At 56.0% G+C, this 25,564-nt stretch carries 19 protein-coding genes and 1 pseudogene; 7 read left to right on the plus strand and 13 right to left on the minus strand.

Going from position 1 to position 25,564, the window contains the following annotated elements:
* Nucleotides 1–2: 2 nt before the first annotated feature.
* From ACR0L1_RS11305 to ACR0L1_RS11345, 9 genes are all read right to left on the minus strand, one after another.
* Nucleotides 3–1,178, minus strand: a complete 1,176-nt coding sequence (locus ACR0L1_RS11305; RefSeq protein WP_480858877.1) for an L-rhamnonate dehydratase — start codon at nt 1,176–1,178, stop codon at nt 3–5.
* A 10-nt stretch (nt 1,179–1,188) separates the two neighbouring features.
* On the minus strand, nt 1,189–2,193 hold the full coding sequence (locus tag ACR0L1_RS11310; RefSeq protein ID WP_480858879.1) for a 4-hydroxythreonine-4-phosphate dehydrogenase PdxA: 1,005 nt from the start codon (nt 2,191–2,193) through the stop codon (nt 1,189–1,191).
* On the minus strand, nt 2,190–3,224 hold the full coding sequence (locus tag ACR0L1_RS11315) for a hypothetical protein (RefSeq protein ID WP_480858881.1): 1,035 nt from the start codon (nt 3,222–3,224) through the stop codon (nt 2,190–2,192). The genes ACR0L1_RS11310 and ACR0L1_RS11315 overlap by 4 nt, the downstream gene beginning before the upstream one ends.
* A 3-nt stretch (nt 3,225–3,227) precedes the next feature.
* Nucleotides 3,228–4,373 carry a substrate-binding domain-containing protein gene (locus tag ACR0L1_RS11320; RefSeq protein WP_331252101.1) on the minus strand — a complete coding sequence of 382 codons (1,146 nt, stop codon included), beginning with the start codon at nt 4,371–4,373 and terminating at the stop codon, nt 3,228–3,230.
* Between the two features lie 83 nt (nt 4,374–4,456).
* Complete coding sequence (locus ACR0L1_RS11325; RefSeq protein ID WP_170783242.1) at nt 4,457–5,584, minus strand: ABC transporter permease; 1,128 nt, start codon at nt 5,582–5,584, stop codon at nt 4,457–4,459.
* 11 nt (nt 5,585–5,595) lie between these two features.
* Nucleotides 5,596–6,357, minus strand: coding sequence for an ATP-binding cassette domain-containing protein (locus tag ACR0L1_RS11330; RefSeq protein WP_480858883.1), 762 nt, complete (start codon nt 6,355–6,357; stop codon nt 5,596–5,598).
* A 118-nt stretch (nt 6,358–6,475) separates the two neighbouring features.
* Complete coding sequence (locus ACR0L1_RS11335; RefSeq protein WP_170771789.1) at nt 6,476–7,522, minus strand: substrate-binding domain-containing protein; 1,047 nt, start codon at nt 7,520–7,522, stop codon at nt 6,476–6,478.
* Between the two features lie 20 nt (nt 7,523–7,542).
* Nucleotides 7,543–8,562, minus strand: coding sequence for an ABC transporter permease (locus tag ACR0L1_RS11340; protein ID WP_170356573.1), 1,020 nt, complete (start codon nt 8,560–8,562; stop codon nt 7,543–7,545).
* Between the two features lie 11 nt (nt 8,563–8,573).
* Entirely contained in the window at nt 8,574–10,106 is a 1,533-nt protein-coding gene (locus tag ACR0L1_RS11345) for a sugar ABC transporter ATP-binding protein (protein ID WP_480858886.1), read from the minus strand.
* Between the two features lie 100 nt (nt 10,107–10,206).
* On the opposite strand from ACR0L1_RS11345, the gene ACR0L1_RS11350 reads away from it, so the two are divergent.
* From ACR0L1_RS11350 to ACR0L1_RS11360, 3 genes are all read left to right on the plus strand, one after another.
* Nucleotides 10,207–11,256, plus strand: coding sequence for a LacI family DNA-binding transcriptional regulator (locus ACR0L1_RS11350; protein WP_170783239.1), 1,050 nt, complete (start codon nt 10,207–10,209; stop codon nt 11,254–11,256).
* A gap of 419 nt (nt 11,257–11,675) precedes the next feature.
* Nucleotides 11,676–12,359, plus strand: a complete 684-nt coding sequence (locus ACR0L1_RS11355) for a DUF1989 domain-containing protein (protein ID WP_480858889.1) — start codon at nt 11,676–11,678, stop codon at nt 12,357–12,359.
* 197 nt (nt 12,360–12,556) lie between these two features.
* The gene (locus ACR0L1_RS11360; protein WP_170771785.1) at nt 12,557–12,811 is read left to right on the plus strand and encodes a hypothetical protein; all 255 of its coding nucleotides are present in this window, start codon (nt 12,557–12,559) and stop codon (nt 12,809–12,811) included.
* A gap of 53 nt (nt 12,812–12,864) precedes the next feature.
* Here ACR0L1_RS11360 and ACR0L1_RS11365 read toward each other — a convergent pair whose 3' ends face one another.
* Complete coding sequence (locus ACR0L1_RS11365; RefSeq protein WP_480858891.1) at nt 12,865–14,076, minus strand: DUF3179 domain-containing (seleno)protein; 1,212 nt, start codon at nt 14,074–14,076, stop codon at nt 12,865–12,867.
* 391 nt (nt 14,077–14,467) lie between these two features.
* Nucleotides 14,468–14,710 (minus strand): annotated as a pseudogene (locus ACR0L1_RS11370) (IS5/IS1182 family transposase); the annotation flags it as partial.
* A gap of 101 nt (nt 14,711–14,811) precedes the next feature.
* Here ACR0L1_RS11370 and ACR0L1_RS11375 point away from each other — a divergent pair.
* Nucleotides 14,812–15,153, plus strand: a complete 342-nt coding sequence (locus ACR0L1_RS11375) for a TniB family NTP-binding protein (RefSeq protein ID WP_480503953.1) — start codon at nt 14,812–14,814, stop codon at nt 15,151–15,153.
* Between the two features lie 912 nt (nt 15,154–16,065).
* On the opposite strand, the gene ACR0L1_RS11380 is transcribed toward ACR0L1_RS11375, so the two are convergent.
* Nucleotides 16,066–16,761, minus strand: coding sequence for a superoxide dismutase (locus tag ACR0L1_RS11380; protein WP_170771777.1), 696 nt, complete (start codon nt 16,759–16,761; stop codon nt 16,066–16,068).
* A gap of 155 nt (nt 16,762–16,916) precedes the next feature.
* The gene (locus ACR0L1_RS11385; RefSeq protein WP_170771775.1) at nt 16,917–17,906 is read right to left on the minus strand and encodes a LysR family transcriptional regulator; all 990 of its coding nucleotides are present in this window, start codon (nt 17,904–17,906) and stop codon (nt 16,917–16,919) included.
* 185 nt (nt 17,907–18,091) lie between these two features.
* Here ACR0L1_RS11385 and ACR0L1_RS11390 point away from each other — a divergent pair, with 185 nt between their 5' ends.
* The 3 genes from ACR0L1_RS11390 (at nt 18,092) to ACR0L1_RS11400 (ending at nt 25,539) form a co-directional block, all read left to right on the plus strand.
* Complete coding sequence (locus ACR0L1_RS11390) at nt 18,092–22,429, plus strand: CHRD domain-containing protein (RefSeq protein WP_480858894.1); 4,338 nt, start codon at nt 18,092–18,094, stop codon at nt 22,427–22,429.
* Nucleotides 22,430–22,496: 67 nt separating this feature from the next.
* A complete protein-coding gene (locus ACR0L1_RS11395) occupies nt 22,497–24,248 on the plus strand; it encodes a type I secretion system permease/ATPase (RefSeq protein WP_480503958.1) in 1,752 nt (583 codons plus the stop codon).
* Nucleotides 24,241–25,539 (plus strand): HlyD family type I secretion periplasmic adaptor subunit, encoded by a 1,299-nt coding sequence (locus ACR0L1_RS11400; protein ID WP_170771769.1) that lies wholly within the window; start codon nt 24,241–24,243, stop codon nt 25,537–25,539. The genes ACR0L1_RS11395 and ACR0L1_RS11400 overlap by 8 nt, the downstream gene beginning before the upstream one ends.
* Nucleotides 25,540–25,564: the final 25 nt, after the last annotated feature.

Consider the following 25,564-nt stretch of genomic DNA (forward strand, 5'->3'; position numbering starts at 1 on the left):
GACTACTCCGTAATCTCAAAGTGTTTCAGGTGTTTGTCTGTGATCTCAATCCCCAGACCGGGCTTATTGTCATCCAGATCAAGGAAGCCGTCCACCGCCTCGGGGTCACCTTCGAAGATGTAATAGAACAGCTCGTTACCTACCTCGACGTCGAAGACAGGGAAATATTCGCTGATCATGCAATTCGCGTTGGCCATGGTCAGATGATAATTATGCATCTGACCTGCATGCGGGATGACCGGTATCTGATGCGCCTCGGCAATCGCGTTGATCTTTTGTGCCGCCGTAATACCGCCCACGCGGTTGGTGTCATATTGCAGGACGCTGACGGCCTTTTTCTCGATCAAGTCCTTGCACCCGATGATCGAGAATTCATGCTCACCGCCCGAGATCGGGATGATGTTCATCGCATTCAGCTCGCGATAACCTTCAACATCGTCGGCAATCACGGGTTCTTCCAACCAGCGCGGTTCGAATTTAACAAGCTTGGGCAGCATGCGTTTGGCATAGTCCAGGTTCCAGCCCATGTAGCATTCGACCATCAGATCGACGTCATAGCCGATGACCTCGCGCACGGCCTCGACCCGTTTGAGGTTTTCGCGCATGCCCGCCATGCCGTCCTTCGGCCCCCAGCCGAACCGCATTTTATAGGCCGAATAGCCGTTCTTTTGCGCCTCGGCGGCCTCGGCCTGCATCACATCGATCGGGCCAGAGTAGAGCTTGGAGTAATACACCGGGATCTTTTCCTTGGTGCGGCCACCCAGCAGTTTGAACACTGGCTTACCCGCCAGTTTGCCCATCAGGTCCCAGATCGCCAGATCAACGGCCGAGATCGCGATCATCCCGATCCCCTTGCGCCCCCAGGCGTGGCTGCGGCGGTACATCTTTTCCCACAGATAGGCATAGTCGAACGGGTCCTCGCCGATCACCAATGGCGCGAACCATTCGTCAATGGCGGCCTTCACCACCGAGGGTGCGAGGGCTGCGTTGCCGATGCCGATGGTGCCGTCTTCGGTTTCGATCTCGCAGGTCAGCCATTGGTGAAACCGGAAAGACGACATCGCATCGCCTTTTTCGTACAGCACGTCCGACGCGTTGGTGCAGAAATTGCCGGTGGGCGGGACGGTCGGTCCGGTCCAGTTCCAGACGCGGGTGCGAACGGATTTAATCTTGGTCATCTTTGTCCTCTCAGTCCGCGCGGCGTTCGGCGCGATGTGTTTTGGCCATGCGCACCAGCAGGTCGAATGCCTGCCGCGTTGCGCCCGGATTGGCCTTGTTCTGTCCGGCGATATCAAAAGCGGTGCCATGAGCCGGTGTGGCAACGGGGATGGGCAAGCCACCTGCAACCGTCACGCCGCGTTCAAACCCCATCAGCTTGATCGCGATCTGGCCCTGATCGTGATACATGGTCACGACCGCATCGACCTCGCCCCGCTGCGCCTTGAGGAACACCGTGTCCGAAGGCCATGGGCCCGTTACATTCAACTGTTTTTCCTGTGCTTGGCGCACAGCGGGTTCGAGGATGTCAATCTCCTCGCGGCCAAACTTGCCGTTGTCCCCCGCATGCGGGTTCAGCGCCGCGACCGCGATGTTGGGGCGCTCCTTACCCGCCTTGCGCAGCGTGTCATTGGCCAGATTGACCGCCTTCATAACACCCTCTTCGGTGATATTGGCCGCGACATCCTTGAGGCCGATATGCGAAGTTACACGGGTCGTCATCAGCTCATCCAGAACGTTGAGTTCCGAGTGATAACCAGTATGTCCCATATAGCGCGCCATATAGCGGTGCTCATCCTCGGCATTCAGCCCTGCGGCGGTCATTGCCGCCTTGTTGAATGGCCCAAACAGAATACCATCGACCTGCCCCTCCATCGCCAGATCCATGGCCTTGTCCAGACAGCGTAACGCGGTCGTGCCGCCTTCAACCGTTACTTCAGCAAGCTGGACATCCCCGGGCGAGATCGTGTCCATCTCAAGATGGATCAGGCCCGGCTGGTCCGTCACTTCGTTTATTGTATTCAGCGGCACATCTAGTTCCGCTTGGGCGGCACCGCGCTGCCAGAGGTGACTGTCACCAACCAGCACGATATCGGCAGCGTCCTGCACCCCCTCCTGATTAAGCAGTTTGGCGATCAGTTCCGGCCCGATACCCGAAGGGTCGCCGGGAACAATTGCAATGCGGGGTTTGGTCATGCCGCTTTCTCCCAATGTCTCGAAAATCCATCGGGCAAGATGACCATGACATCTGGCTCGTTGCCCGTGTCGAAAGTTTGAACCACCTCGAACGTATCAAGGTCGAACCGCTGCACCTGTTCGCAATCAACTGCGATGTAGGCAAAGTCCGCTTCGTCGTCGATACACAGGGCCAAAGGGTTCGCTGGTGTTTTTTGTTCGTGCAACAGCTTGCCTGTCGCTTCGTCAAAAACGGAAAACGACCTGCCAAAATGGTTCATTGTCAGAAGACGATTGCGCTTTTCATCGTAGTAGATGCGACAGGGATCGTTGGGCGTCGGAAACGTGCGTTCGGTCTCAAGCGTCTTCGTATTGATTACAGCCACTGTGTTCGAAATGCGTTGCGAGGTATAAAGCGTCGCTGTTTCTTCACGCAGGCAGCGCCCTTCGGGCTTTTGTCCGGTCTTGATCGAGATAGGCTCGATCGAGGCGTCGTAAGGATTGAACTTGGTAACGTCGCCTGACGTCAGATTCATCGCAAAAGCCGTCAGGCCGTCTTTGGTCAGCGCAAAGAGGTGCCCTTTGGTGCCCCCTGTTGGCGTGATGTGATCCCAACCCTGGTCGAAAGCGCGAGGGTTTTCCTTGACCAGCAAGTGACCCGACCATTCCGACAGGACGTAGAGACGCCCCTGCCCATCCAGCCCAATCCCGTGGGGTCGCGCGTGTTCACCCAGATCGTAGACGTGAACGATTTTTCTCTCTCGGATATCAATCACGATGACCGAGCGGCCGTGATTACCAGCTATGTCTGAATTCTGCACACCGTAGTGACCCACATAGGCATAACGAAATTCGTCATCCACAACGAACTCGTGGGGGAACTGCGGCAGCTCCAGACACCCCTGCGATGCGCCGGTGTCTATGTCGTACCAGCTTATTCGATGGCTGCATTTTTCAACCAACATCATGGACTGCGCCATGTAGACCTCATCTGAATAGTAGAATGTCGAGGTGTCTGTGGCCGACCACTCACATATCGGCCACAGACGCACTCCTTAGCGTTCCAGCGCCCCGACGCCTGAGAAGCGGAAGGCTTCCTGTTCCAGCGCGTCAAGTTCTTCGGCACTCATCTGATCATGAGCAACCGTGATCCGGCCAAGGAAAACAAAGGGCAGTTCGTCTTGACGTCCTTCCAGATGCGCCTTGATCGCCTCGGCCGTGGCGGCCCCAACGTCATCGCCCATACGCATCGGCGTAGCATCCAGCTCACCCCGGCGGATGGCATCCAGTTCAAGGCCTGTGCCGCCCCAGCCGGTTGAGAACACGTCTTTCTCTTTGCCGACCGCGACCTGAGCCTCAACCGATCCCATCGCCATTGCAGTGTTGGCGTTGTGGATAATTGTAGCCTCGGGATAGGCTTGCAGGATCAGGCTGGTGCCTTCGAACCCGCCTTCACGCTGATACTCGCCGTAGTGTTCGTAAACGGTGTTCCAATTGCCTTTCTCCTCGACGCAGGCCTTGAAATCACCCGAGCGCTGATCGTCCGTGATGCCCGGAATACCCCGGTTCATCGCCATGGTCACATCATTGCCAAGACGCTCCAGCATGTAGTCGCACATGGTCAGTGCGCCCGCAGCCGAACTGAAGTCGAACCACGCATCGGGCTGATTGGTCAGGTCTTTGGGCGGTGTGTGGAAGGCCCAGACAAAGGTCGCAAAGCCGTCATTGCCTGCCATCTTGTCAATATTGTCGGCCTGAATGGCCAGTTCTGACGGCCCGAAGATCACGAAGTCATACAGATCTGCATCCTGAACCACCTGGTTGGCATAGGTCGATTGCAGGCTGTGCTCAATCTGGCGGCTGGCGAACTCGGTCGTCTCGTATTCAATACCCAGCTCTTCCAGACGTTTTGTCATCGCCAGATAATTACGCGCCCAGAAATCGGACGTATCCGCAGACGGATAGATCAGCGCAATCTGCAACGGCGCATCCTGCGTACCGGTGTATTTCACGGCTTCCGCGCCAGTCGTTGCCTGAAGCGCCTCAAGCTTGCCCTCGGCATTCACTTCGCCGGGCACCCAGTAATCTCGGTCGCCGATGCCAGGCAGTTCCTTCAGAGGCAGCTTGGTTTCCGCCATGGCCGAAGCGGCACACAGGCAAAACAGGCTTGTCGTCAGTAGTGCTTTGTTCAATTGTTTCACGGTAAGTCCTCCCTTTCGCGAACATTGTGGGGTCTTGCAGGTGCGCCAGGACTCCTACCTCCGGGCGCACCACTTTGATTGCCTTAGCCGCTTGGCGCAGGCTCGGTTGCCAGTCCCGCCCCAAGGGCCAGCAATAGGATCAGGGCGCCGATCAGCGCTGCAGAGAAGCGGATGAGTTTCTGCGCCTCCTTGCTGCGCAGAGCCGCCATCAGGCCATGCGCCCCGTCCCGGTCTTTCTTTTGCATCCAGGTGTACAGTGCGACCGAGCTGACTATCACCACACCCGAGGCGACGGATTGCCAGAAGAATTCGATCCGCAGGGTCACCAGCGCGTTGATCATCATCGACAGCAACAACACCCCGGCCAAAGACCCGATCATCGAGGCACGCCCGCCGAACAGGGACGTACCGCCGACAACAACCGCAGCGATGACGTGCAGATTGAAATAGGGGGCCGAGGTTGCCTGAATGGCATTCAGCTTTCCGGTCAGCATGACACCAGCCATAGCTGCTGCAGCGCCCATCAGAACATAGGCATAGATCTTGTGGCGATCGACGGCGACACCGGTCATCTCGCTGGCCTCGGGGTTCGAACCGATAGCAATGGTGTAGCGCCCGAAATAAGTGCGGGTCAGGACCACGTAGCCGATGGCCATTGTAATCAGCCCCAGGACCACCGGGACTGGAATAAAGCCCGGGATCTGACCCCGTCCAATTTCCGTGATTAGGTCCGGGAAACGGGCCAGAACCAGACCTTTGGCAATCACCAGCGCCAGACCGCGATAGACCAGGTCCATCGCCAGCGTGCCGATCAGGTCGGGAACTTTAAACCGGGTGATGACCAGACCATTGATCAGACCCATCAGCGCCCCAAGGACAATTGCCAAAGGAACAGCGACCCAGGCGGGAAACCCGTATTGTTTGACCAAAAACGCCATGAGGATCGCGGACAGCGCGGCGATTGAGCCAATAGATAAGTCGATCCCACGCTGGGTGATAACGAAAGTCATCGCCATGGCCATCGGCATATAGAGCGCCGCGTCCAGCAGGATCAGGTTCAGGTTGGTCAGACGGAAATATCGCGCCGGTTCAGCGATGCCCATAAAGATGAGGATCGCCAGGATCATCACCATTGGACCAATGAACGCCAGATAAGGCTCGAGCCGGTCCATGATGGTCTTTTGTTCGGGATTTGTGGTGGTTGCGGACATACCGTTCTCCTTCACGCGGCCGCATCCTGGGCGCCGACGATCAGGCCCAGTACGTCTTGAACGGAACTATCCGCAGTTTTGACAACGCCAACGGCGCGCCCTCGGCGTTGCACATGAACGCGGTCGGCGACCTCGAAGACGTCGTCAAGCGAGTGTGAAATCAGTATTACGGTCAGACCTTGTTCGCGCAGCGCCTTGATCAGTTTCAACGTCCGCGCGGTTTCCTGCGGACCCAAAGCTGCGGTGGGTTCATCCATCACCAGCAAGCGAAGGTCTTCGTGGTAGACCGCACGCGAAATAGCAACCGCCTGACGCTGACCGCCCGAAAGGCTTTCCGTCATGACATCCATTGACCGCAGCCGGACACCAAGGCGTTCTTCCAAAACCCGCGCGGCCTCGGACTTCATGCGTTTGTTGTCCAGAAACGGAATGCCGAAAACGTTCTTGGTCAACTCATTGCCAAGAAACATGTTCGCTGCTGGCGACAGATGATCAGCCAACGCCAAAGTCTGATAAACCGCATCAATGCCATGCGCGATTGCGTCAGAGTGGCTGGCCATCTCCAACGGTTTTCCATCCATCAGAATATACCCTTCGGTGGGCTGATACACTCCCGTCAAAATCTTGATCAGGGTGGATTTGCCTGCCCCGTTATCTCCAACAATAGCGAGCACTTCGCCCGCATACGCGGTCAGATCAACATCCTGCAGCGCCGTCACGCCGCCAAAACGTTTGGTTATTCCTTGCATTTGAACCAATGGCTGGTCGCTCATGGTTTCCTCCTCTGCGCAAAGCTCCGCCATGGCGGTCAAAAGACCGCTGAGTTGGCTGTGCGCTGTGTCATTTTTTGAACGGGGCTCCTACCGATTCAGGCAGGGGCCGCCGGTTCGCTTACTTGCCCCAGATCTTTGCGTAAGCTTCGCGGTAGGGGCTGTCGGGATCGAACTGATTGCTGTCGCCCAGTTTTGCCAAACCTTCCTCGGTCACCAACGCAGGCGACGTGACATAGCCCGAGCATGGCTCGCCTTGAATGGCACGGTTCAACTCGTCGACCAATTGCCAGCCCTGCAGGTTCAGCGGCTCGGCCACTGTAATTGTCTGGTAGTTGCCGCTGCGGATACGTTGGAAAGCGGCCTCTGATCCATCACCAGCAGACCCAGCCTGCGGCCCATCTTCGGACGAGATACCCGCCGCCGCCAATGCAGGCCCCATGAAGTCGAAGTATAGATCGTTGATTGCAAGCGCATGGGTCCACTGATCACCATATTTCTGCAACAGGCTGGTGGTCAGCGGCCCCATCCGCGCCGAGGTATCGGCGATGGGCGTGTCGACGTATTCAAGCACCGTACCGCCGGCAGCCTCAATGGTTTCCTTGATCCGGTCCGCTTTGTCGATGGCGATCTGATAGGTCGAATCGGTGAAGATGATGGCACCAACACCATCGGCGCCGTCATCCATCGCCCATTCCGCGGCCACCTCAGAGACGGTCATGGCATCGGTCGAGACATTGGCGAAAATTCCTCCGGGTGCGTCACACCCGATCTTGGGACCGGAGTGCCAGGCCACCATCGGAATGCCTGCGTTCACCACGCCTTCCAACGCGGCCTGCTGTTCGATGGCATCGAAGCCGTTGATGATAATCCCGTCAGGTTGCAAAGCCAGTGCCTGGCCAATGGCCCCGGTCCGGCCCTGAATAGAACCCGCACCATCCAGAACGCGCACGTCCCAGCCAATGGTTCCGACAGCTTCCTCGACGCCATTGGTTACGCCCAGAATACCGCCGTTTTTCAGATCGCCCGCGACGACGACAATGGATTTGCCCTCGGCGGCTTTGGGTCCACTGGTGGGGCCGTCGAACGCCGTCTCGGCGGTCACCGGAAGTCCCAAACCAGTCAGAAGCGCAGCAGCGGATACTGCCATGAAAGTCCGTTTCAGCATAATCTCCTCCCTTATGCTGTTTACTTGTTGGCGCCTTTGCGACGCTGAGCGTAACCGGCAATACCGATTGCAATCAGCAGCGTGACACCGTTGAACATCGGCTCGACCCAGAAGGATCCTCCGAATTGCTGAATGCCCGAGATGCCAACAGCCAGGATCGCGACACCCACGACTGTTCCCCAAACATTCACGCGTCCCGGCTTGATGGTCGTGGACCCAAGAAAGGCCCCAACCAAAGCAGGTAACAGGAATTCAAGACCGACCGAGGCTTGCCCGATCCGCAATTTCGACGCCAGCAGCACTCCGGCAAAAGCCGTGATCAGCCCCGAAGACATGAAAGCGCCGATGACGAATTTCCGGGTCGGAATACCGTTTAGTTGCGCAGCGCGCTGATTGGCCCCAATCGCATAGAGATACCGGCCAATCGGCGTGTATTCCAGGATCAGCCACATCGCGACCGTGATACCCAGCACATAAAACCCCGTGATTGGCAGGCCGAACACGAAGGTGCCGTTGATTGCGTAGAAACTATCCGGCAACGCCCCAACCATCTGACGTCCGCCCGTGTGCCACAGTGCCAGAGCGTACAGCACCGTGCCCGTGCCCAAGGTCGCAATGAAGCTGTCAATTTTGGCAACCTCGACCAGCAGTCCGTTCAGGAACCCGGTTAGCAAACCCAGCGACAGGACGATTGCCACGGCAATCGGCCATGGAATTCCAAACGTGGTTTGCAACGAGATCGCAAGGATATGCCACAGCACGATCCCGTATCCCACGGTTAGATCGATACGACCCGCCGCCATCGGAATCATCGCCCCCAGCGACAAAAGCGCGATAATCGCCTTGTCCGAGATAATCGCCCGTAGATTCAAAAGAGTCGGGAACGTGTTTGGCAGCAGGATGGAAAATAGGATGATCAGAAAACCTGTCAGCAAAACCAGGCCATAGACCGGTAGGAACCTGAGGATCCGTGTCTTTAGCGAGACATCTTTCAGCTCGGCCTTGGTTGGTTCCAGCGCATTGGATTCAAGCGATTGCATTCTCGTATTCCTTAACTCGCGACGGCGTTCGAGGCCGAAGCAGCTTGTATCAGGTTTTCAGTGGTCAGTTCGGTTCCGGTCAATTCGCGCACGATCTGACCCTGACTGAAGACAATGGCGCGATGGCAGATGGCTGCAACTTCCTCGAAATCGGTGGAAACGACGATGATGCCGACGCCCTCTTCCATTGCGCGGTTCAACAGCGCGTAAATTTCTGCTTTCGCACCAACATCAACCCCCGCCGTCGGGTCTTCGCAGATCAACAGCCTGCGCTTGGTTTCCAGCCAACGTCCGATGACCACTTTTTGCTGGTTTCCACCCGACAAGCTTTCAATCGCCATGCTTTGATCATTGGGAGACAAGGCGACGTCCGCTCCGATCCGGGTGGCGCTCTCTGTTTCAGCTTTGTGGCTCATGAACGACAACAGCGACCGCCCGATCGCGGCAGGGTTCAGGAACGTGTTCTCTCGAATGGTCAGTGACATGGCGACGGACTCTTCAGTTCTGTCCCGCGCAACCAGCCCGATCCCTGATGCCATCGCAGTTTGCGGCGTGCTCAGGTCAGGCGTTTCACCATGCAGGGTTATCTGGCCGCTAAACCCTTCCGACCCGAACAGCGCGCGCGAGACGTTTTCGTGACCCGCCCCGCGCAGCCCGACCAGCCCGACGATTTCATTTGTCTGCAACTGGAAACTGACGTTGTGTGCTGCTTCCATGTTCAGGCCAGACACCTCAAGCAACGTTGCACCCGGCGGCATGTCTGGTTTCATCACCTGCCGAGTCTTGCGGCCGACGATCATATAAACCAGTTCTTCGGGTGTGGTGTGGTCAATGCTACGCAGCCCAACCATCTCTCCGTCTCGTAGTACGGCAACCCGATCAGCAATCTGAAAAATCTCATCCAGCCGATGCGACACATAGATCATACCGACGCCTTGTTCCTTCAGCGGGCGCAAGGCTTCGAACAGTCGTTCGACCTCATCCGCAGGTAGGGATGCGGTTGGTTCATCCAGCACCAGATAGTCACAATCAACGGCCAAAGCGCGTGCAATCGCGACCAGAGATTTCTCGGTCCGCGACAAGTCCTGAACCCGCGTAGTCGGGTCGAATTCACATCCCACCTTGTCCAGCGCGTCCTGTGCAAAGCTCTCCACGGATTTCCAATTGATCAAACCGCCCTTTCGCGAATAGCCCAGAGCAAGCGCAATGTTCTCGGCCACGGTCATCCATTCGATCATGCCGAGATCCTGATGGATAAACGCCACGGACTGACGCTCGCCGAACCCGCCTGGACGATGTTCGTAGGGTTCACCGTTGATCAAAACCCGCCCTTCATCCGCTTTGTGAATTCCGCCGAGGATTTTGATGAGGGTCGATTTCCCGGCTCCGTTTTCTCCCAGTAGGGCAACAATCTCTCCGCGTTCGACATTCAGTGACACGTCGCGCAGCGCATAGGTACCTCCGAAATGCTTCTTTATCCCGTCAAAGAACAGATTGTTTTGCGCTGTGCCGGGCACGGCTGTCTCCTCCTGGGCTTGGGTCACCCTGATGCTCCTCAACATCGTATTGAGTTACCCGTAACGTTACGCTAGCATTCGCACAGACCCGCCCATTGTCAATAAAAAAGAGTTACCCGTAACGTAAATGAGCAGCGACACTGATAAATCAAGTAAAAACAATAAAGTAAGCCTTGCCGAGGTGGCAAAGGCTGCGGGTGTGTCTAAGATGACGGCCAGTCGAGTCCTGCGCGATGAAGGCGGGTTTTCGGAAAAAACGCGCGCGAAGGTTATGGCCGAGGTGGACAGGTTGGGCTACCTACCGAATCGGCTAGCGACGGTTTTTGCGGGCGACAAGAAGTCCACTTTTGTCGGGGTCAGCATCCCTGAACTGGGCAACGAAATATTTGCGCAGGTTCTGGAAGGCATCGACCGAAAACTTGGTGCATTTGGCCACCAGACGGTGCTGGGACTGACCGAGCATGAAATCGACCATGAGGAAAAATGGATTGAGACCGTACTGTCCTGGCAACCTGCCGGGCTGATCATTACCGGTCGCTCACATAGTCAGAAAGCGATCCAGATGTTGCGCGGCGCTGGCATTCCTTTGGTCGAAATCTGGGACTTCAATTCCAGCCCTTTGGACATGTGCGTCGGGCTGAACCACTTTGACAGCGGCTATAGCATGGGTCGTTATCTGGCCGGAATGAATTACCAAAAATTCGGCTATGTCGGCACATCTCATGACGTGGCGAACGCGGCAACCGCACGCCTTAACGGCTTCTCTAAAGCCATCGAGGATGCAAACGGCCGACTGGAAAAACAACTGCTCCTAAAAGATACGCCGGGGTTTTACACCGGGTTCTACGGCACCGAGCAGTTGCTTGCCTCGCATCGCGATATCGAAGTCATATTCTATCAGAACGACAACATGGCGATTGGCGGGCTTCACTATGCCCAGAAAATCGGCCTGAGCGTTCCGGAAGATATCGGCATCGCCGGATGGGGCGATTTGCCAATTTCGGCAATACAACCTTATCGGCTGACATCAATCGCAGTTCCCCACCTTAAGATTGGCCAGATCGCAGCCGAGATGGTTCTGGCTCAGATCAACGGTGAACCAGCCAAGTCCACTACGGATGTCGGGTTTCGACTTATTCCAGGGAGCACAGTAAGGAAGTCGAGATCGGCTGAGTAAACACCGAAGCGGTGCGAGGAATGTATGCCAGTAATCGGCCCTCTACTTCCGTTGATCGGCGGGCATCGTCGAGGAGGCGCAGCGAACCAAAGGAAATATTCGCAGCACGCATACTATCAAAGCGAAGGTGTGAGTGAACTGAATTCTAAGCCCGAACCAGCGGGGCTATGGTGTTGTTCACAGCTTTGAAGGCTCCAACGTGGCATAGTGCCAAGCCTCGCTATTGCCCTTCAAGCCACAGCAAAATTGCGCTCCAGTTCTTTACTGCCTTAGTCAACGCCTGAATCTTTCTTGAGTTAAGAACAAAGTACCCACCGGTAGCAGTAAGAAGCAAAAAGTCAGGCGACCGGAACGCGAACTAAATAGCACTTCGCAGCTGAATGAATCGGTCTTATTGTTCCTAGAAAAGGGGGATTGACGTGAGCGGAGCCGATATTTCGATCCCGGACGGGTCAAACCAGAGCCTTGATATCGCCATCTCAGTTGACGGGACTGCGGAAGTGGGGCGAACCTACAAAATACCTGCCCGATGCGGTATCGCTGTCAGGCTTGCGCGGGGGCAGGTTCTAAACATCGTAAATCCAAGTGGTCATCAGGTCTGTGACTTCTTCGCCTTCGCTGCCAAGAACCTAAACGAACATCTTTCGATGCCGCATCTGCACACTTCGATTGCATCAATCTTCCCAAAGGTTGGCGACGCCCTTGTCAGCAACCAGCGGAGGTCTTTGCTGACTATCGTCGCGGACACTTCGCCAGGCGTGCATGACACAGTTATCGCCTGCTGTGACCACGCGAGGTACCGCGAACTGGAATGTGAAGGGTATCACGACAATTGTGCGGACAACCTGCGCATGGCGCTTATCGCTATCGGGCTGAAAGCGCCGCTCATCCCCGCCCCGTTCAACATCTGGATGAATGTGCCGCTCAAACCGGACGGATCAACCAGTTTTGAAACTCCGGTCGCGCGGGCGGGCGATCGAATATCTTTGCGGGCCGAAGCCGATCTGGTCGCCGTGATGTCGGCCTGCCCTCAGGACATGACGCCTGTAAACGGCGAAGGGGTTGCGCCGGACAAGCTGGAATTCTTTGTGTCAGCGGGCTGAACCGACAGCGCAGAAAAACTAGTTCTGAAGACGAGTTGTCAAAGCATAGGCGAGCGCCGTCCGAAATATCGGGTGAAGTATTAGAGCACTTTGTGGCCACACCTCGCGAACGGGGGCCTCGTGCAAAACACAGTATCCTGTGAAACGCGTGATATCTTGAAATCTGTTTCAACGATCATTGTGTTAAGGTGACAGAGATGGTCGAACTTATCGCTCTCTTAAGTATTTATTACAAATGCACGGCTCTTGCTGTCGATGACAAATTGACTCAATCAGAACGCTTTGCATGCAATAACGCCTATCAAGAAGCCAAACGGATATTTGTCCATGATAGTTTGGACAGCGAAGAAACGCGTTTGACAGCGCAGCAGAACATCCTTGCCTACAGACGCTTCAAGAGTTGGGAGTTTGAAAACGCTGATCTGGTTCGTGAGTTGCGAGCCGCGGAATAAGAAGCGACCCAATTGAGGATGAAGGCGTTTCAAAAGACGAACCAAAACACCCGCTACCGTTGCCACAATTCTGTATCGGGGTGGAATTGAGACCAAGCAAACCAAAAGGCTTGGTGGCTGCCAAGGTCTGATCCGTCTTTGCCTACGGCCCTAATCCCGCCGGCCGTAATTTCCAACCGAACGTTTTCGACAACAATCTCCTCTCCGCGTTGCAAAGCCAAAAGCGCGGTGCTTCTTTGAAATGCAACAGGCTTGCCCGAGGCTGTCACCACACCAATGATATCCTCGTGAACGGGCAAACGCGGGTCGACATCACCGATCGGAAAGATGGGGCCGTTTGCGTCTCGTCCGTTGCGGAAATCGGGATAGCGACCCAACGCATAGCGCTCAAGCAAAACCGTGGTATCCGGATACTCCGCTTTCCACGTGCCCCAGTCGGTAGTGATGACTGTGGCTTGATCAAGCTGCAAGCCTTTTTCGGCCAAGGGACCCGTTACGGCGTGACCCAAGAACGTGTCAAACACAGAGTAGGTGTTCAGGTCGTACATCACTTTGTTGGATCGGTTCAGCAACCCCGAAGTCCGCAGAATCGGGCGCTCGATCCCCTCGAGCAAACCGTCGGTAAAATAAGCCTGCGCAGCCCCACACAAAGTACAGTACGGAATACCGAGATCGCGACCACCCAGAGTGTCGTTTACCATCTCGCGCACTTCCATAATACGACGCGGATAGGCCCGATGTTCGCCATTTATAGAAATGCCAAAAACGACGTCGTCGTCTTGCAACCAAGTTGCGTCTTCGGCACTGCTGGTCCGTGGGTTGTCGGCGGCGGGGATACAATTGCATCCATTGTCAGTCGTGTCATAGGAGCGGTCATCAATAAGCACTCCGCCCCAGGATACCATCCTCCAGTCGATGTCGCCTTCGACAAAGATGCGTTCCCATCCGGGTACGATATTGGTGAAAATCGACCGTTTGTACGAAAGATATTCAGGCGGTGCGGGAATGTCCCACGCAATAAGATGGTCCGTCAAATCACCCCAGCTGTTATCCAGCCTGATCTCTTTCCCCAAGAGCGCTGAGGCGGCAGTCGTCAGTTCTGTGTTCAACTGTTCTGAGGGCACAAATCGCATCAAATCGCTGATGATCCACGCCAATCGCGGGTCACCAGAAGATGCGATTTCAGCTAGTGCAAGCTTTTGATTTTCATCCCATGTCGACAGAACAACGCTGTCAACGAACGCAACCCGAAGCGCAAATTGCATCGCAGGGCTCAGCGGGTCCGTCGGCAGATCTGGTGGGTGGCCGAACTCTTCTATCACGTATTCAGGCAACTGCTTTGCCGTTTGTGCCTGCAACGGCTCCGAGTAAATAAAAGTCAAAATAAGAAACGACGCTGCAAAAAGAAGGCACCCAAAAGCATGGCTTTTGCGTGTCATCAACAAAGCTTTTTGATCAATCGTCTCCATAACCCCACCCATTGTCTGAGCACATACGCGCCTGAATGTCGTTGTTTCAGCAATACGACCCTGCGTGGCGCCCCGCGAAAGGTTGGACGATCTGCGCACGCAGGCAAAATCACTTTTGCGCCAAGCTTTGTGAACCGAGGCAAGCGGGCCAATCCAAGGCCCCAGCAGAGCCTTCAATACAGCGCGCCAATCTGCCAAACATGATCTTGATCCGATTGCGTCTCTTGTCGTATCGGACGGCAGTGTTGCGCTGTTTGCGACCCGGGACGCTCGCGCCATTCCCTATTTCTTTCACCGTTTCTCTGATCCAATCGGCACGATAGCCGCGGTCACCCAGCACCCATTCGACATTTGACAGACTGCTGATTAATGCTTTCGCACCAGTTTTGTCGCTGACCTGACCCGCGAAGACAAATAGTTTCAAAGGGCGTCATTCGCCCTTGTGCTTAAACCAATGGCGCACCATGGCTCATCTGTCACAAACCGCATGTCACTTTGCGTTCATGCCACCCTTGGTGCGCCCGATCTGACATGTTCAACGCTCGTTTCGAACGCGATGAATCACGCAGCAAATCGAAGTCAATTGGTCCTGAGCCTAGACAGCCCCGGATGGCAGGCCTCATGGTTTACTGCAGCTCAGAGATAGGAAAGACCATGATCGCGAAGCGAATGGAAGACCTGTACCAAACAAGATACGAAGCAGATATTGGCGTCACCCTTACACCGATCCTGTCAATACAGGCGCCTCCTGCACTCGATAATGGGCGCCTTGGTCAGCACGTTTTGGCAGCGATCGGCGCCCATGTGCGGGCGACACACGGTGTCCAAACTGGGCGCGCGTGCCCTCAGCCATTTGCGCGACATAAGCTCTGAAGACGATCATGATCGACGAAGTCCACAACTAGCTCGCGGGCGGCTGTCGCGAGCAACGGCGTTTCCATTCGAATGTGTATCCTGCTCAGACAGTTTCACAACTGTCCGACTTGCACGCAAAAAGTCCCTGGTATCTCTCTGCGTCATTGGCGCTACGCTAGGTCTATGACCTGTAAGTCCTGTGCTACTTGCTTATTACCTCTCAGCACAGCGTCAGGCGAAGAGTTTCAAGTTCCCATGCGGTTGAAAGTCCGAGCTTTGAAAGGCGCAACCTGGTTGGAGCAACTATATTGCCTCGGAAGTCAGCAAGTTGGTCGGTGAGTGGACTTGGCGCTACAGGTCGTATGGGTAGAACTTCGTCACGCGAGGTTCTGCTCCAAGTCTGGCCATGACCAGTTTGCTATGCTCGCTGCTGTGCACCTAGTGATGACGCGACCATTGGCGACTGTATCTATTGCGATGTGTCTTAGTCCCACGGCAGGTTTGGCATTCGCTGATCGACGCAACTTATTCGATCAATTCGTTCACCTTTCATGCAGTTCGCTAGCCCCGGCAAAAGATGATCGCACATTTCAGAAGACCCGGTTGCCAGCACGAAACTCTGAGAACCTAACGAAACCCGATTTTCTGGCAGCGGTGAAAAAGGCAATCGAACAAATCGGTGTAAAGGCGGATCGCACCTTCGAAATAGGTCGCCGGTGGCCTGTGGATACCCGTGAATTAAGGGAAAAAACCGGGCCAAATGCCCGGCAATGTGTCTGCGACTAGCAATCTAGGTGTCGCGGCTAAATGCGTGAACGGCCATATTGATGCAAATATGGCCGTTCAATTGATGATTAGTTCGGTTAAGACACCCGCCACAAGGCACAGCAATCAGGAGGATCGCCTGCTTTTGGCAGTCCGCACAAAAAACTATGCGTTGGCCAGGCGGGCGTTCACGTATTCCCAGTTGACGATACTGTCGACGACAGCAGCAACGTATTCTTTGCGGCGATTGCGGTAGTCGACGTAGTAGGCATGTTCCCAAACATCGATACCCAAGAGTGGGACCATGTCGTGCACAAGCGGGTTTTCACCGTTTGGCGTCGACAAAACGACTAGTTTGCCCGAGTTGTCTATGGCCAGCCAGCCCCAACCAGAACCGAATTGTTTGCTGGATACATTGACCAACTGCTCGCGGAATTCTTCAAAACTTCCGAAATCACTCTCGATCTTTTTCTGCAGGCTGCCGGGCACGCCGGTGCCGCCCGGAACCAGCATTTTCCAGAATTCGGTGTGGTTCCAGTGCTGGCCTGCATTGTTTAAAACGGTCTGATATGTCCCGCGATCCGCAGCCGCGGTCTTGATGATATCTTCCAGAGACTGGCCCTCAAGACTGGTTCCAGGGATCAGTTTATTCAGGTTGCGGGCATAACCGGCAGCATGTTTGCCGTGGTGCAGCTCCATCGTTTCTGCTCCAATTACAGGCTCCAGCGCACTGTGGCTGTAATCAAGGGACGGGAGTGTGTAGATTTCGGCGGCATTTGCTTTTTTTGCAAAAGCCGGGGCTGCGGCAACCAACAGACCCGAGCCGGCAGATGCAAGAAAACCGCGACGCGTGAGAGACATTTTTCGATCCTTTCCATTGCCTGCCGATTGAGCCGACAGATGTCTCAAAAACACCTGTCTGAGGCTTTTATTCGAAAGAGTTGGTGTACAAATCGCCGCACAGCTCGTTTGGGACAAGGCGATTGCGGATCACGGTAGGCCGTCTACCGCGCGGGTTACTCAGGTTCTACAACCTTGCTGCACAGGTCGACCAGAAATTCGAGCGTAGTCTGGACATGTGGATAGGGGGCGATGTCGCTATGGGTCAGAACCCAAAGATCCAGTGATTGCGTTAAAAAGCCAGGCAGGGCTTCGATCAAATCTGGATTGTCCCCGGCCATAAACTTCGGCAGCGCGGCAAACCCCAGTCCGCTTTTGACTGCAGAGAGTTGAGCGTTTACGTTATCTGTTCTGGCCGCAATATTGCACTGATCCGTTATTTTTCGGAACTCGGTTTCCTGGACCGTGTTTCCGAGTGCGCCAGTGGCGACGACCACGTTATGCCCCAGAAATTCGTCCAGCGTATGGATCGGCTCAAGGTCGCACAGGTATTCCCGTGACGAGTAAATACCAAATTTTACTGTCCCAAGCTTTACCGCATTCACTCTGTACGCTTCTGGCTTACCCAGACGAACGGCAATGTCAGCCTCGCGGTTGTGCAAATTTACCTTCTGATTGGACAAAAGGAGGTCGATCTTGATGTTCGGATTCAACGTGTGAAATTCGATCAGTTTGGGCGCCAGCACCGACGCACCGAACCCTTCGGGCGCAGCGACCGACACCCTGCTGCCTTTGAAGTCACGATGCCCGCGCGCCACTTCGCCCATATGGCAAAGTTCCGTTTCAATCCGTTGCGCGATTTTCAGAATATCCTCGCCAATTGGTGTAAGCGCGACGCCCGTTGTCCCGCGATCAAACAGCGGCAGGGACAGCGCTTTTTCCAGGTCTCTCAACTTTCGCCCGACCGTTGCCGGGCTTTCGGACAATTGCGACGAGGCGCCTGCGATGCTTCCTGATCTCGCGACCGAAACGAGGAAGCGCAACAAGTCCCAGTCCTGTACCGGAATCTTTTCTAATGCGTCTGTCGCCGCGTTGTTGCTCATCTGTCCACACCCTTGTTCTTTACTTACTTTTTCACAATTCAACAGAAAAAAAACCGTCTTCAACTTTACTTGTTGTTTCGTGATTGGAAAAAAATTTCACAATTTTTTCTGAGACTTAACGTTTTATCCGAGGTCCCTTCTCAATTGATGATCCACCCTTCATTTTTGAATGGTTGAGACGAGTTTTCCCAAGCTCAGGTAACGCCGCGTGAGCGCATCAGCGTTTGCTTATTAGCTTGGAGTGTAAAATGAACCCTGATGAAATAATGAGCCCGATTATCGAGGGCGACGAGAACGACAATATGCTGATGGGAACGCCCGAAGACGACATTATCAACGGTCTGGGCGGCGATGATCAGATTGAAGGTCTCGGAGGCAACGACGTTCTGACTGGCGGTTTGGGCAATGACATGTTGGATGGTGGCGAAGGTATCGACACCGCAGCCTTCAATGACATTGACGTGCCCGTCGACGTTGATCTGGTCGCAGGTGAAGCAACGCGTGAGACAGGTTTCTCGGTTTCGATCGTAGATCAGCCTTTCGTAAACTTTGGTGATCCTGAAGACAGCCTGGTTGACGAAGCGCTGGCCGGAAATCTGTACTACAACATCCACACAGCCGATTTCCCCGGCGGTGAGATCCGTGGTCAGTTGGTGGTTGACGAAAACAACCTGGATCAGGACGGCAACGGTACGCTGACTCTGACCGCAGTACTGGATGCTGCACAAGAGCCCGGCCCGCTGTCGGATTCGTTGGCAACAGGTACAGCCAGCGTCACTGTCACTGTTGTTGACGGTGTCGCAACCTACTCGTCCGAACTGTCGGTAACCGGCCTGGCCGTATCCGACCTGCTGACCCCTATCCCAGGCGTGGTTTCGGCGATCCACCTGCACAACGCACCCGCCGGCCAGAACGGCCCGGTTGTGCGCGACTCGTTGGTTGATGCCGGTGGCGAACTGGCAAGCGCCGAAGAGGTTTCGGAAAACCCGTCGGGTGTTCTGAATGTCGAAGAAGTGACCACTCCGGATTCGGAAACTGACACTCTGACCAGCATCGAAAACATCATCGGTTCGGATGACCCTGACAACCTGATCGGTGACGAGAATGACAACGTTCTGACCGGCGGTCTGGGCGATGACACGCTGGATGGCGGCGAAGGCATCGATACTGCAGCCTTCAATGACATCGACGTTCCTGTCGAAGTTGATCTGGGTGCAGGCACAGCAACACGTGAGACAGGGTTCTCGGTTTCGATCGAGGATGCACCTTTCGTGAACTTCGGTGATCCTGAGGACAGCCTGGTCGACGAAGCGCTGGCTGGAAACCTGTACTACAACATCCACACCGAGGATTTCCCCGGTGGTGAGATCCGTGGTCAGTTGCTTGTTTCTCAAAACAACTTGGACCCTGAAGGGAACGGCACACTGGTTCTGACCGCACGGTTGGACGCAGCTCAAGAGCCCGGCCCGTTGTCGGAATCAGAAGCAACCGGCTTGGCGACCGTGACCGTTACTGTTGAAAACGGTGTCGCAACCTACTCGTCCGAACTGTCGGTAACCGGTCTGGCCGTATCCGACTTGCTGACCCCGATCCCAGGCGTGGTTTCGGCGATCCACCTGCATAACGCACCCGCCGGTCAGAATGGCCCGGTTGTGCGCGACTCGCTGGTTGACGCTGGTGGCATCCTGGCAAGTGCCGACGAAGTCTCCGAGAACCCCTCGGGCGTGACCAACATCGAAGAAGTGACCTTTGCTGTATCTGAAACCGATAGTCTGAACAGCATCGAAAACGTCATCGGATCGAATGACGGTGACGTACTGATCGGTGACGCGAACGACAACGTGTTGAACGGCCTGGACGGCGACGATGTTCTGAGCGGTCTGGGTGGCAACGATACTCTTAACGGCGGTGCAGGGGATGACACTCTGATCGGTGGCGGCGGTACCGATATCATCGATGGCGGCGAAGGCTTCGACACCAACGACTTTTCGAACATCAACGTGGGCGCCGCAGATCCGACGATCGCAGGTGTTCGTGTCACGCTGGCTGCTGATGGCAGCGGTACGGCCGAATACAATGGCGGTGGCGGAAATGGTCCTCTGATCCAAGAAACCTTTACCAGCATCGAAAACATCACCGGTTCGTCCAACGATGACGAGATTGTTGCGACAGGTGCTGCTCCGAACACCATCGACGGTGGTGCGGGTGATGACTTCATCGCTGGTGGCGGTGGTCTGGATAACCTGAGCGGTGGCGAAGGTATCGACACCAACAGCTTCCAGGGCATCGGTGCCGAAGTGATTGCGGATCTGGCAACAGGAAGCGCATCTTACGCGCCAAATGAAAACGTCACGATCTTCGAGAACTTCGACGGGTTCGAAAACCTGGATGGGTCTGCCAATGACGACCAGCTGTTTGGTGACAGTGGCGCCAACACCCTGACCGGCAATATCGGCAATGACCTGCTGGTTGGCCGTGGTGGCAACGACATCCTGCGAGGCGGAGAAGGCAATGACGTCCTGCAAGGCGGCGGCGGTAACGACATCACCGATGGTGGTGAAGGTATCGACACTGCTGATTTCCAGGACATCGGGTCTTCGGTCACAGCCAACCTGGCGAACGGTATTGCGACCTATGCAGCGCCGAACGGCAATGCGGTTGCGGACCAGCTGATCAGCATCGAAAACCTGACCGGGTCGGTCAACGACGACTTCCTGACTGGTGACGATGGTGACAACCTGTTGGCAGGCGCTGCTGGTGACGACGTCATTAACGGCGGTGCGGGCAACGATATCATCCGCGGCGATGCTGTCGGTGAAGGCGAAGCTATCACGGTGTCGGTGACCAACACACTGGGTGAAGGCGGAACCTTCCTGACACCTGTCTGGTTCGGTTTCCACGATGGCGCCAACTTTGATCTGTTCACAGTTGGTGAAGAAGCCAGCCTGGGTCTGGAACGTCTGGCCGAAGACGGCAGCGTCGAAGGTATCGCGGCTGAATTCAACCAGCAGGTTGGTGACAATGGTGTCGATGCGACAATTATCGGCGGCATCGGTGCTCCGGGACCGATTGATCCGGGTGAAACGGCCAGCTTCACGCTGAACGTCAATCCTGATCAGGTTGGGCAAGGTTTCTTTACTTGGGCAACCATGATCATCCCTTCCAACGACGCCTTCCTTGCCGTACCGGATGACGCGCTGGCTGATCCCATCTTTGACGAAGAAGGCAACTTCATTGGCCCGATTGTCATCGAACGCTTTGGCAACGATGTTCTGGATGCGGGAACCGAGGTCAACAATGAAGAAGGTGCAGCCTTCCTCAACCAGACCGCGCGCGATCAGGGTACTGCCGAGAACGGCGTCGTGGGTGCGCACCCGGGCTTCAACGGCTCGGAAGGCAATCCGGATGGTGAGCCTGTCAACATTCTGGGTGGAACAACCGCTGCCAACACGATTGTTGACCCGATCGAAGGGGACTTCACCCGCAACAATGGTGAAGAGCAGCTTCTGCGGATCGTGATCGACATTGCAGAAGGTGGCAATGACGAACTGTTCGGTGGTGCCGGCGACGACATCATCGATGGTGGCCGTGGCGACGACATCCTTGATGGTGGTGCCGACAACGATACCCTGATCGGTGGGTCTGGCCGCGACACGTTCACGTTCCGTCGTGGAACGGGCTTCGACGTCGTGGCGGACTTCTCGGCCAGCATCGAAGACGGTGACTTCCTGGATGTGTCAGACTTCGGTGTCACGCAGCTCGAAGAGCTCAGCATCACAGCCGATGGTGAGAACACCGTAATCGACCTGGGCAATGGTGATCAGATCACTCTCGAAGGGGTTAGCCCCGATGAGCTGGTGGCCGAGAACTTTATCTTCGCTGAAGAAGAAGTTGTCGCTCCGACCAATGGTGATGACGATCTAGTTGGCGGCGTTGGTGACGACGAGATCGAAGCTGGCAACGGCGACGATATCGTTGAGGCCGGTGCAGGCAACGACGTGGTCGACGGTGGCAATGGCGATGATGATCTGGACGGCGAAGCCGGAAACGATCAACTCATCGGCAGCAACGGCGACGATGATCTGGTCGGTGGTCTGGGTGACGACAACCTGGATGGCGGCAACGGTGATGACCTGCTGGAGGGCGGCGATGGTGCCGACACTCTGGACGGTGGTCGCGGTGACGACATCCTGGACGGCGGCCTGGGCAACGACATGATCGAAGGTGGTCGTGGCAATGACGTCATTGATGGCGGCGAAGGTGATGACGACATTTGCGGTGGTACCGGTGATGACATCATCAACGGTGGTGCTGGCAATGACCGTCTGGAAGGGAACCGCGGTGCGGATACCTTTGTCTTCGAAGCTGGCTTTGGCGACGATGTCATCGCTGACTTTGAAGCCTTTGCCAACGGCGACACACTGGACCTGACCTCGGCAGCGTTCGACCTCGACGACTTCGAGGATCTGGCCGCAGTCGCGTCGCAGGACGGTGATGACGTTGTCATCGACCTGGGTGCCGAAGGCAGCATCACGCTGCTGGGTACTCAGCTTGCCGACCTGAACGAAGACAACGTTCTGGTTTAACCCAAACACGGCGGCGGCCCAGACGGTCGCCGCCGTTCCATTCCTTTATGTCAGAAAGAGGGCCACCATGTCCCATAGTCCCCTCAAACGTACCGAGCTTGAGCAAGCGTTCCGTGCTGCTCGCCCGGGTCTTTTTGCCACCGGTGTCATCAGCATGGCGATCAACCTGACGATGCTGACCGGTCCTTTGTTCATGATTCTGGTTTATGACCGGGCATTGCCCAGCCAGAGCTACCAGACCTTGCTGGGTCTGAGCGTGCTGATGCTGGGGCTGTATTCTGTGTTTGGCCTGCTGTCCCTGGTGCGGTCCCGCATTCTGGTGCGTATCGGCAACCGACTTGGCAACACGTTGGAAAAACGCGTTTTCGAGGCGCAAATTGAACGCTCGGTCAAGGAAGGCGGCGCCAAGGGGCGCGATGCCGTGGGCGACTTGGGCACGTTGCGCGACTTTATGGGCGGCTCGACCCCAGCAGTTATTTTTGATGCCCCCTGGACCCCGATCTATCTTGGCTTTGCCTATCTGCTGCATCCTTGGCTGGGCTATGCCGGTCTTGCCGGTGTGGTGTTTTTGCTGGCGGTGGCCATGCTCAACAACGTGCTGACGCAGCGCGGCGTAGCACGTGCCAACCAGTTTCAGGTCCGCAGCAATCGCGTCCTGAACGACGTAAACCGCAACCATGAAGTCGCCCACGCGATGCGGATGCGCGATGATCTGTATGATCACTGGCACGGTCTAAACGGTCAGGCACAAGTGAAACAGAGCCAGATCAGCGACATGGCGTCGACACTGTCATCCATCTCGCGGACCGTGCGCTTGATTTTGCAATCCGCCGTTCTGGGTTTGGGTGCCTATCTTGCCATTTCGGGTGATCTGAGTGCCGGTTCGATCATTGCGGCCTCGGTTCTGGTTGGGCGCGCGCTTGCACCTGCCGAACAGGCGATCGGCAGCTGGCGGCAATATGTTCTGGCCAGCGCTGCGCGCAAGCGTCTCGACAGCTTGCTGGAAGACTATCCTCCTGCCAGCCCATCGGTTCAACTGCCGCAACCGCGCGGTGTTCTCGAGCTGAAAAACGTCTTTGCGACCACCCCGAACGGCGGTGCAACGGTACTGCGAAACGTCTCCCTGTCGCTGGACCCTGGTGAGGTGCTTGCGGTTATCGGCCCCAGTGGATCGGGGAAATCCACGCTGGCCCGTGTGATCGTCGGTACGTTGGAACCCAGTCGGGGCAGCGTGCGGCTTGACGGCGCGGACATGAGCTATTGGAACGCCCTGCAACTGCGCGACTCTGTCGGCTACATGCCGCAGACGGTCGAGCTGTTCGACGGTACGGTCCGCGAGAACATTGCCCGTTTCCAAGCCGATGCCAGCGACGCCGATGTTGTCGCAGCGGCCCAAGCGGCAAATGCGCATGACCTGATCCTGAAGCTGCCCGATGCCTATGACACGTCTCTGGGCGAAAGCGGTAGCGCGCTGTCGGGTGGCGAGCGTCAACGGATCGGTTTGGCCCGTGTTCTTTACAAGAATCCGTCCCTGATCGTGCTGGACGAGCCGAACTCGAACCTGGATGCGGCTGGTACGGCGGCTTTGTCGATGACGATTGATCGTCTCAAAAGCGAAGGACGAACCGTTGTCATGATCGCGCATCGTCTTGGTGCCTTGAATCAGGCGGACAAGGTTCTGGTAATGGATGGCGGCACGGTCTCGGCCTATGGCCCGCGGGACGAAATCCTTCGGACCTACTCGGAAAACCGCAACAAGAAAGCCAGCGCAGACGCAGAGACTGCTGCGCCAAAACGTGAGGGTAAGACCAATGCGTAACGCAAAGACAGCTCCGGCAGACGGAATTGGAAAGTGGGTTCTGCTTGGAACCGCGATTATGGGTCTGATGGTAGGCGGGCTAGGTTATTGGTCCGTTGCGACCCGCATCGACGGCGCGATCGTTGCCCCCGGCATGGTGGCGCTTGAGACGGATCGCCAGACGGTCCAGCACCTTGAAGGTGGCATTATTTATGAGATCCACGTCTCGGAAGATGATGCCGTGAAACAGGGGCAGGTTCTTGTCAGCTTGGACACGACGCGCGAACAGGCGGAACTGAATGCGCTGAGCAGCCAGATTGCAACTCTGACCGTTCGCAAGGCGCGGTTGCAAGCTGAATTGGCCAACCTGGACTTCCTGTCTTTCGCCTCGGAATTTGATCACAGCGAAGATATTCGCGAGATTTTCGAAAGCGAAGCGCAGCTTTTTGAAAGCCGTGCGATGGCAAAAGCTGCCAATATCGCTCAGCTTGAAACCCAGAAGGACGCGCTGTTGGCTCAGGTGGCAGGCCTGCGCAGCCAGATCAAATCGCAGGAAGCCAACCAGAGACTGACCCAGGAAGAGCTTGAGACTGTTTCGGTCTTGAACGACAAAGGTCTTGCAAACGTGACACGACTGCTTCAGGTGCGCCGCGCTGCGTTGGATATCGAAGCAAGCTTGTCCACGAACACAGCTCAGATCGACAGTGTCCGGGCCCAGATCGCCGAGGTCGAAAGCGCACTGATCAGCAATGCGGCCACATCCCGTGAAGAAGTCTCGACCGAACTATCCGACGTATCTCAGCGGTTGCGCGAAGTCTTGGAACGTAAGACAACAGCTCAGGACCGAATTGCTCGCAGCCAGATATTGGCGCCGCTGGACGGTCGGGTTCTGAACCTTGGATTCCACACCAAAGGTGGCGTTGTCGCGCCCGGGCAGGCGATCATGGATATCGTTCCGGTCGCCGAGCAGCCCATTCTTATGGCGAATATTCCCGTCACCGAAATTGACAGGGTCGTTCCCGGTCAAGACGCGCGGGTTCGTCTGACCGCGTTCAATTTCAACCAGACCCCAGAGTTGAATGGGTCAGTGAAATGGGTGTCGGCTGACACGTTGTCAGACCCTGCGACAGGCGCTGTTTACTATAGTGCCGAGGTAGAGATTCAATCCGAGGAATTTGCCAAGATCAAGGACAACGAGTTGGTTCCCGGTATGCCGGTGGAAGTACTGGTTTCAACCGGGGAACGACTGGTCATCTCATATCTGTCGCGGCCCATTCGGGATGCCATGTCCAAAACGTTCCGGGACGAATGAAACGGTAATTCCGCCCGAGAGGGCG

The organism is Ruegeria sp. J8 (assembly GCF_056531925.1).

What these genes read in the sequence shown, in the direction of transcription:
- ACR0L1_RS11305 (WP_480858877.1), bottom strand. Translation starts at nt 1,178, where the DNA reads ATGACCAAGATTAAATCCGTTCGCACCCGCGTCTGGAACTGGACCGGA.
- ACR0L1_RS11310 (WP_480858879.1), bottom strand. Translation starts at nt 2,193, where the DNA reads ATGACCAAACCCCGCATTGCAATTGTTCCCGGCGACCCTTCGGGTATC.
- ACR0L1_RS11325 (WP_170783242.1), bottom strand. Translation starts at nt 5,584, where the DNA reads ATGTCCGCAACCACCACAAATCCCGAACAAAAGACCATCATGGACCGG.
- ACR0L1_RS11330 (WP_480858883.1), bottom strand. Translation starts at nt 6,357, where the DNA reads ATGAGCGACCAGCCATTGGTTCAAATGCAAGGAATAACCAAACGTTTT.
- ACR0L1_RS11335 (WP_170771789.1), bottom strand. Translation starts at nt 7,522, where the DNA reads ATGCTGAAACGGACTTTCATGGCAGTATCCGCTGCTGCGCTTCTGACT.
- ACR0L1_RS11340 (WP_170356573.1), bottom strand. Translation starts at nt 8,562, where the DNA reads ATGCAATCGCTTGAATCCAATGCGCTGGAACCAACCAAGGCCGAGCTG.
- ACR0L1_RS11350 (WP_170783239.1), top strand. Translation starts at nt 10,207, where the DNA reads ATGAGCAGCGACACTGATAAATCAAGTAAAAACAATAAAGTAAGCCTT.
- ACR0L1_RS11360 (WP_170771785.1), top strand. Translation starts at nt 12,557, where the DNA reads ATGGTCGAACTTATCGCTCTCTTAAGTATTTATTACAAATGCACGGCT.
- ACR0L1_RS11365 (WP_480858891.1), bottom strand. Translation starts at nt 14,076, where the DNA reads ATGCAATTTGCGCTTCGGGTTGCGTTCGTTGACAGCGTTGTTCTGTCG.
- ACR0L1_RS11375 (WP_480503953.1), top strand. Translation starts at nt 14,812, where the DNA reads ATGTTCAACGCTCGTTTCGAACGCGATGAATCACGCAGCAAATCGAAG.
- ACR0L1_RS11380 (WP_170771777.1), bottom strand. Translation starts at nt 16,761, where the DNA reads ATGTCTCTCACGCGTCGCGGTTTTCTTGCATCTGCCGGCTCGGGTCTG.
- ACR0L1_RS11390 (WP_480858894.1), top strand. Translation starts at nt 18,092, where the DNA reads ATGAACCCTGATGAAATAATGAGCCCGATTATCGAGGGCGACGAGAAC.
- ACR0L1_RS11395 (WP_480503958.1), top strand. Translation starts at nt 22,497, where the DNA reads ATGTCCCATAGTCCCCTCAAACGTACCGAGCTTGAGCAAGCGTTCCGT.
- ACR0L1_RS11400 (WP_170771769.1), top strand. Translation starts at nt 24,241, where the DNA reads ATGCGTAACGCAAAGACAGCTCCGGCAGACGGAATTGGAAAGTGGGTT.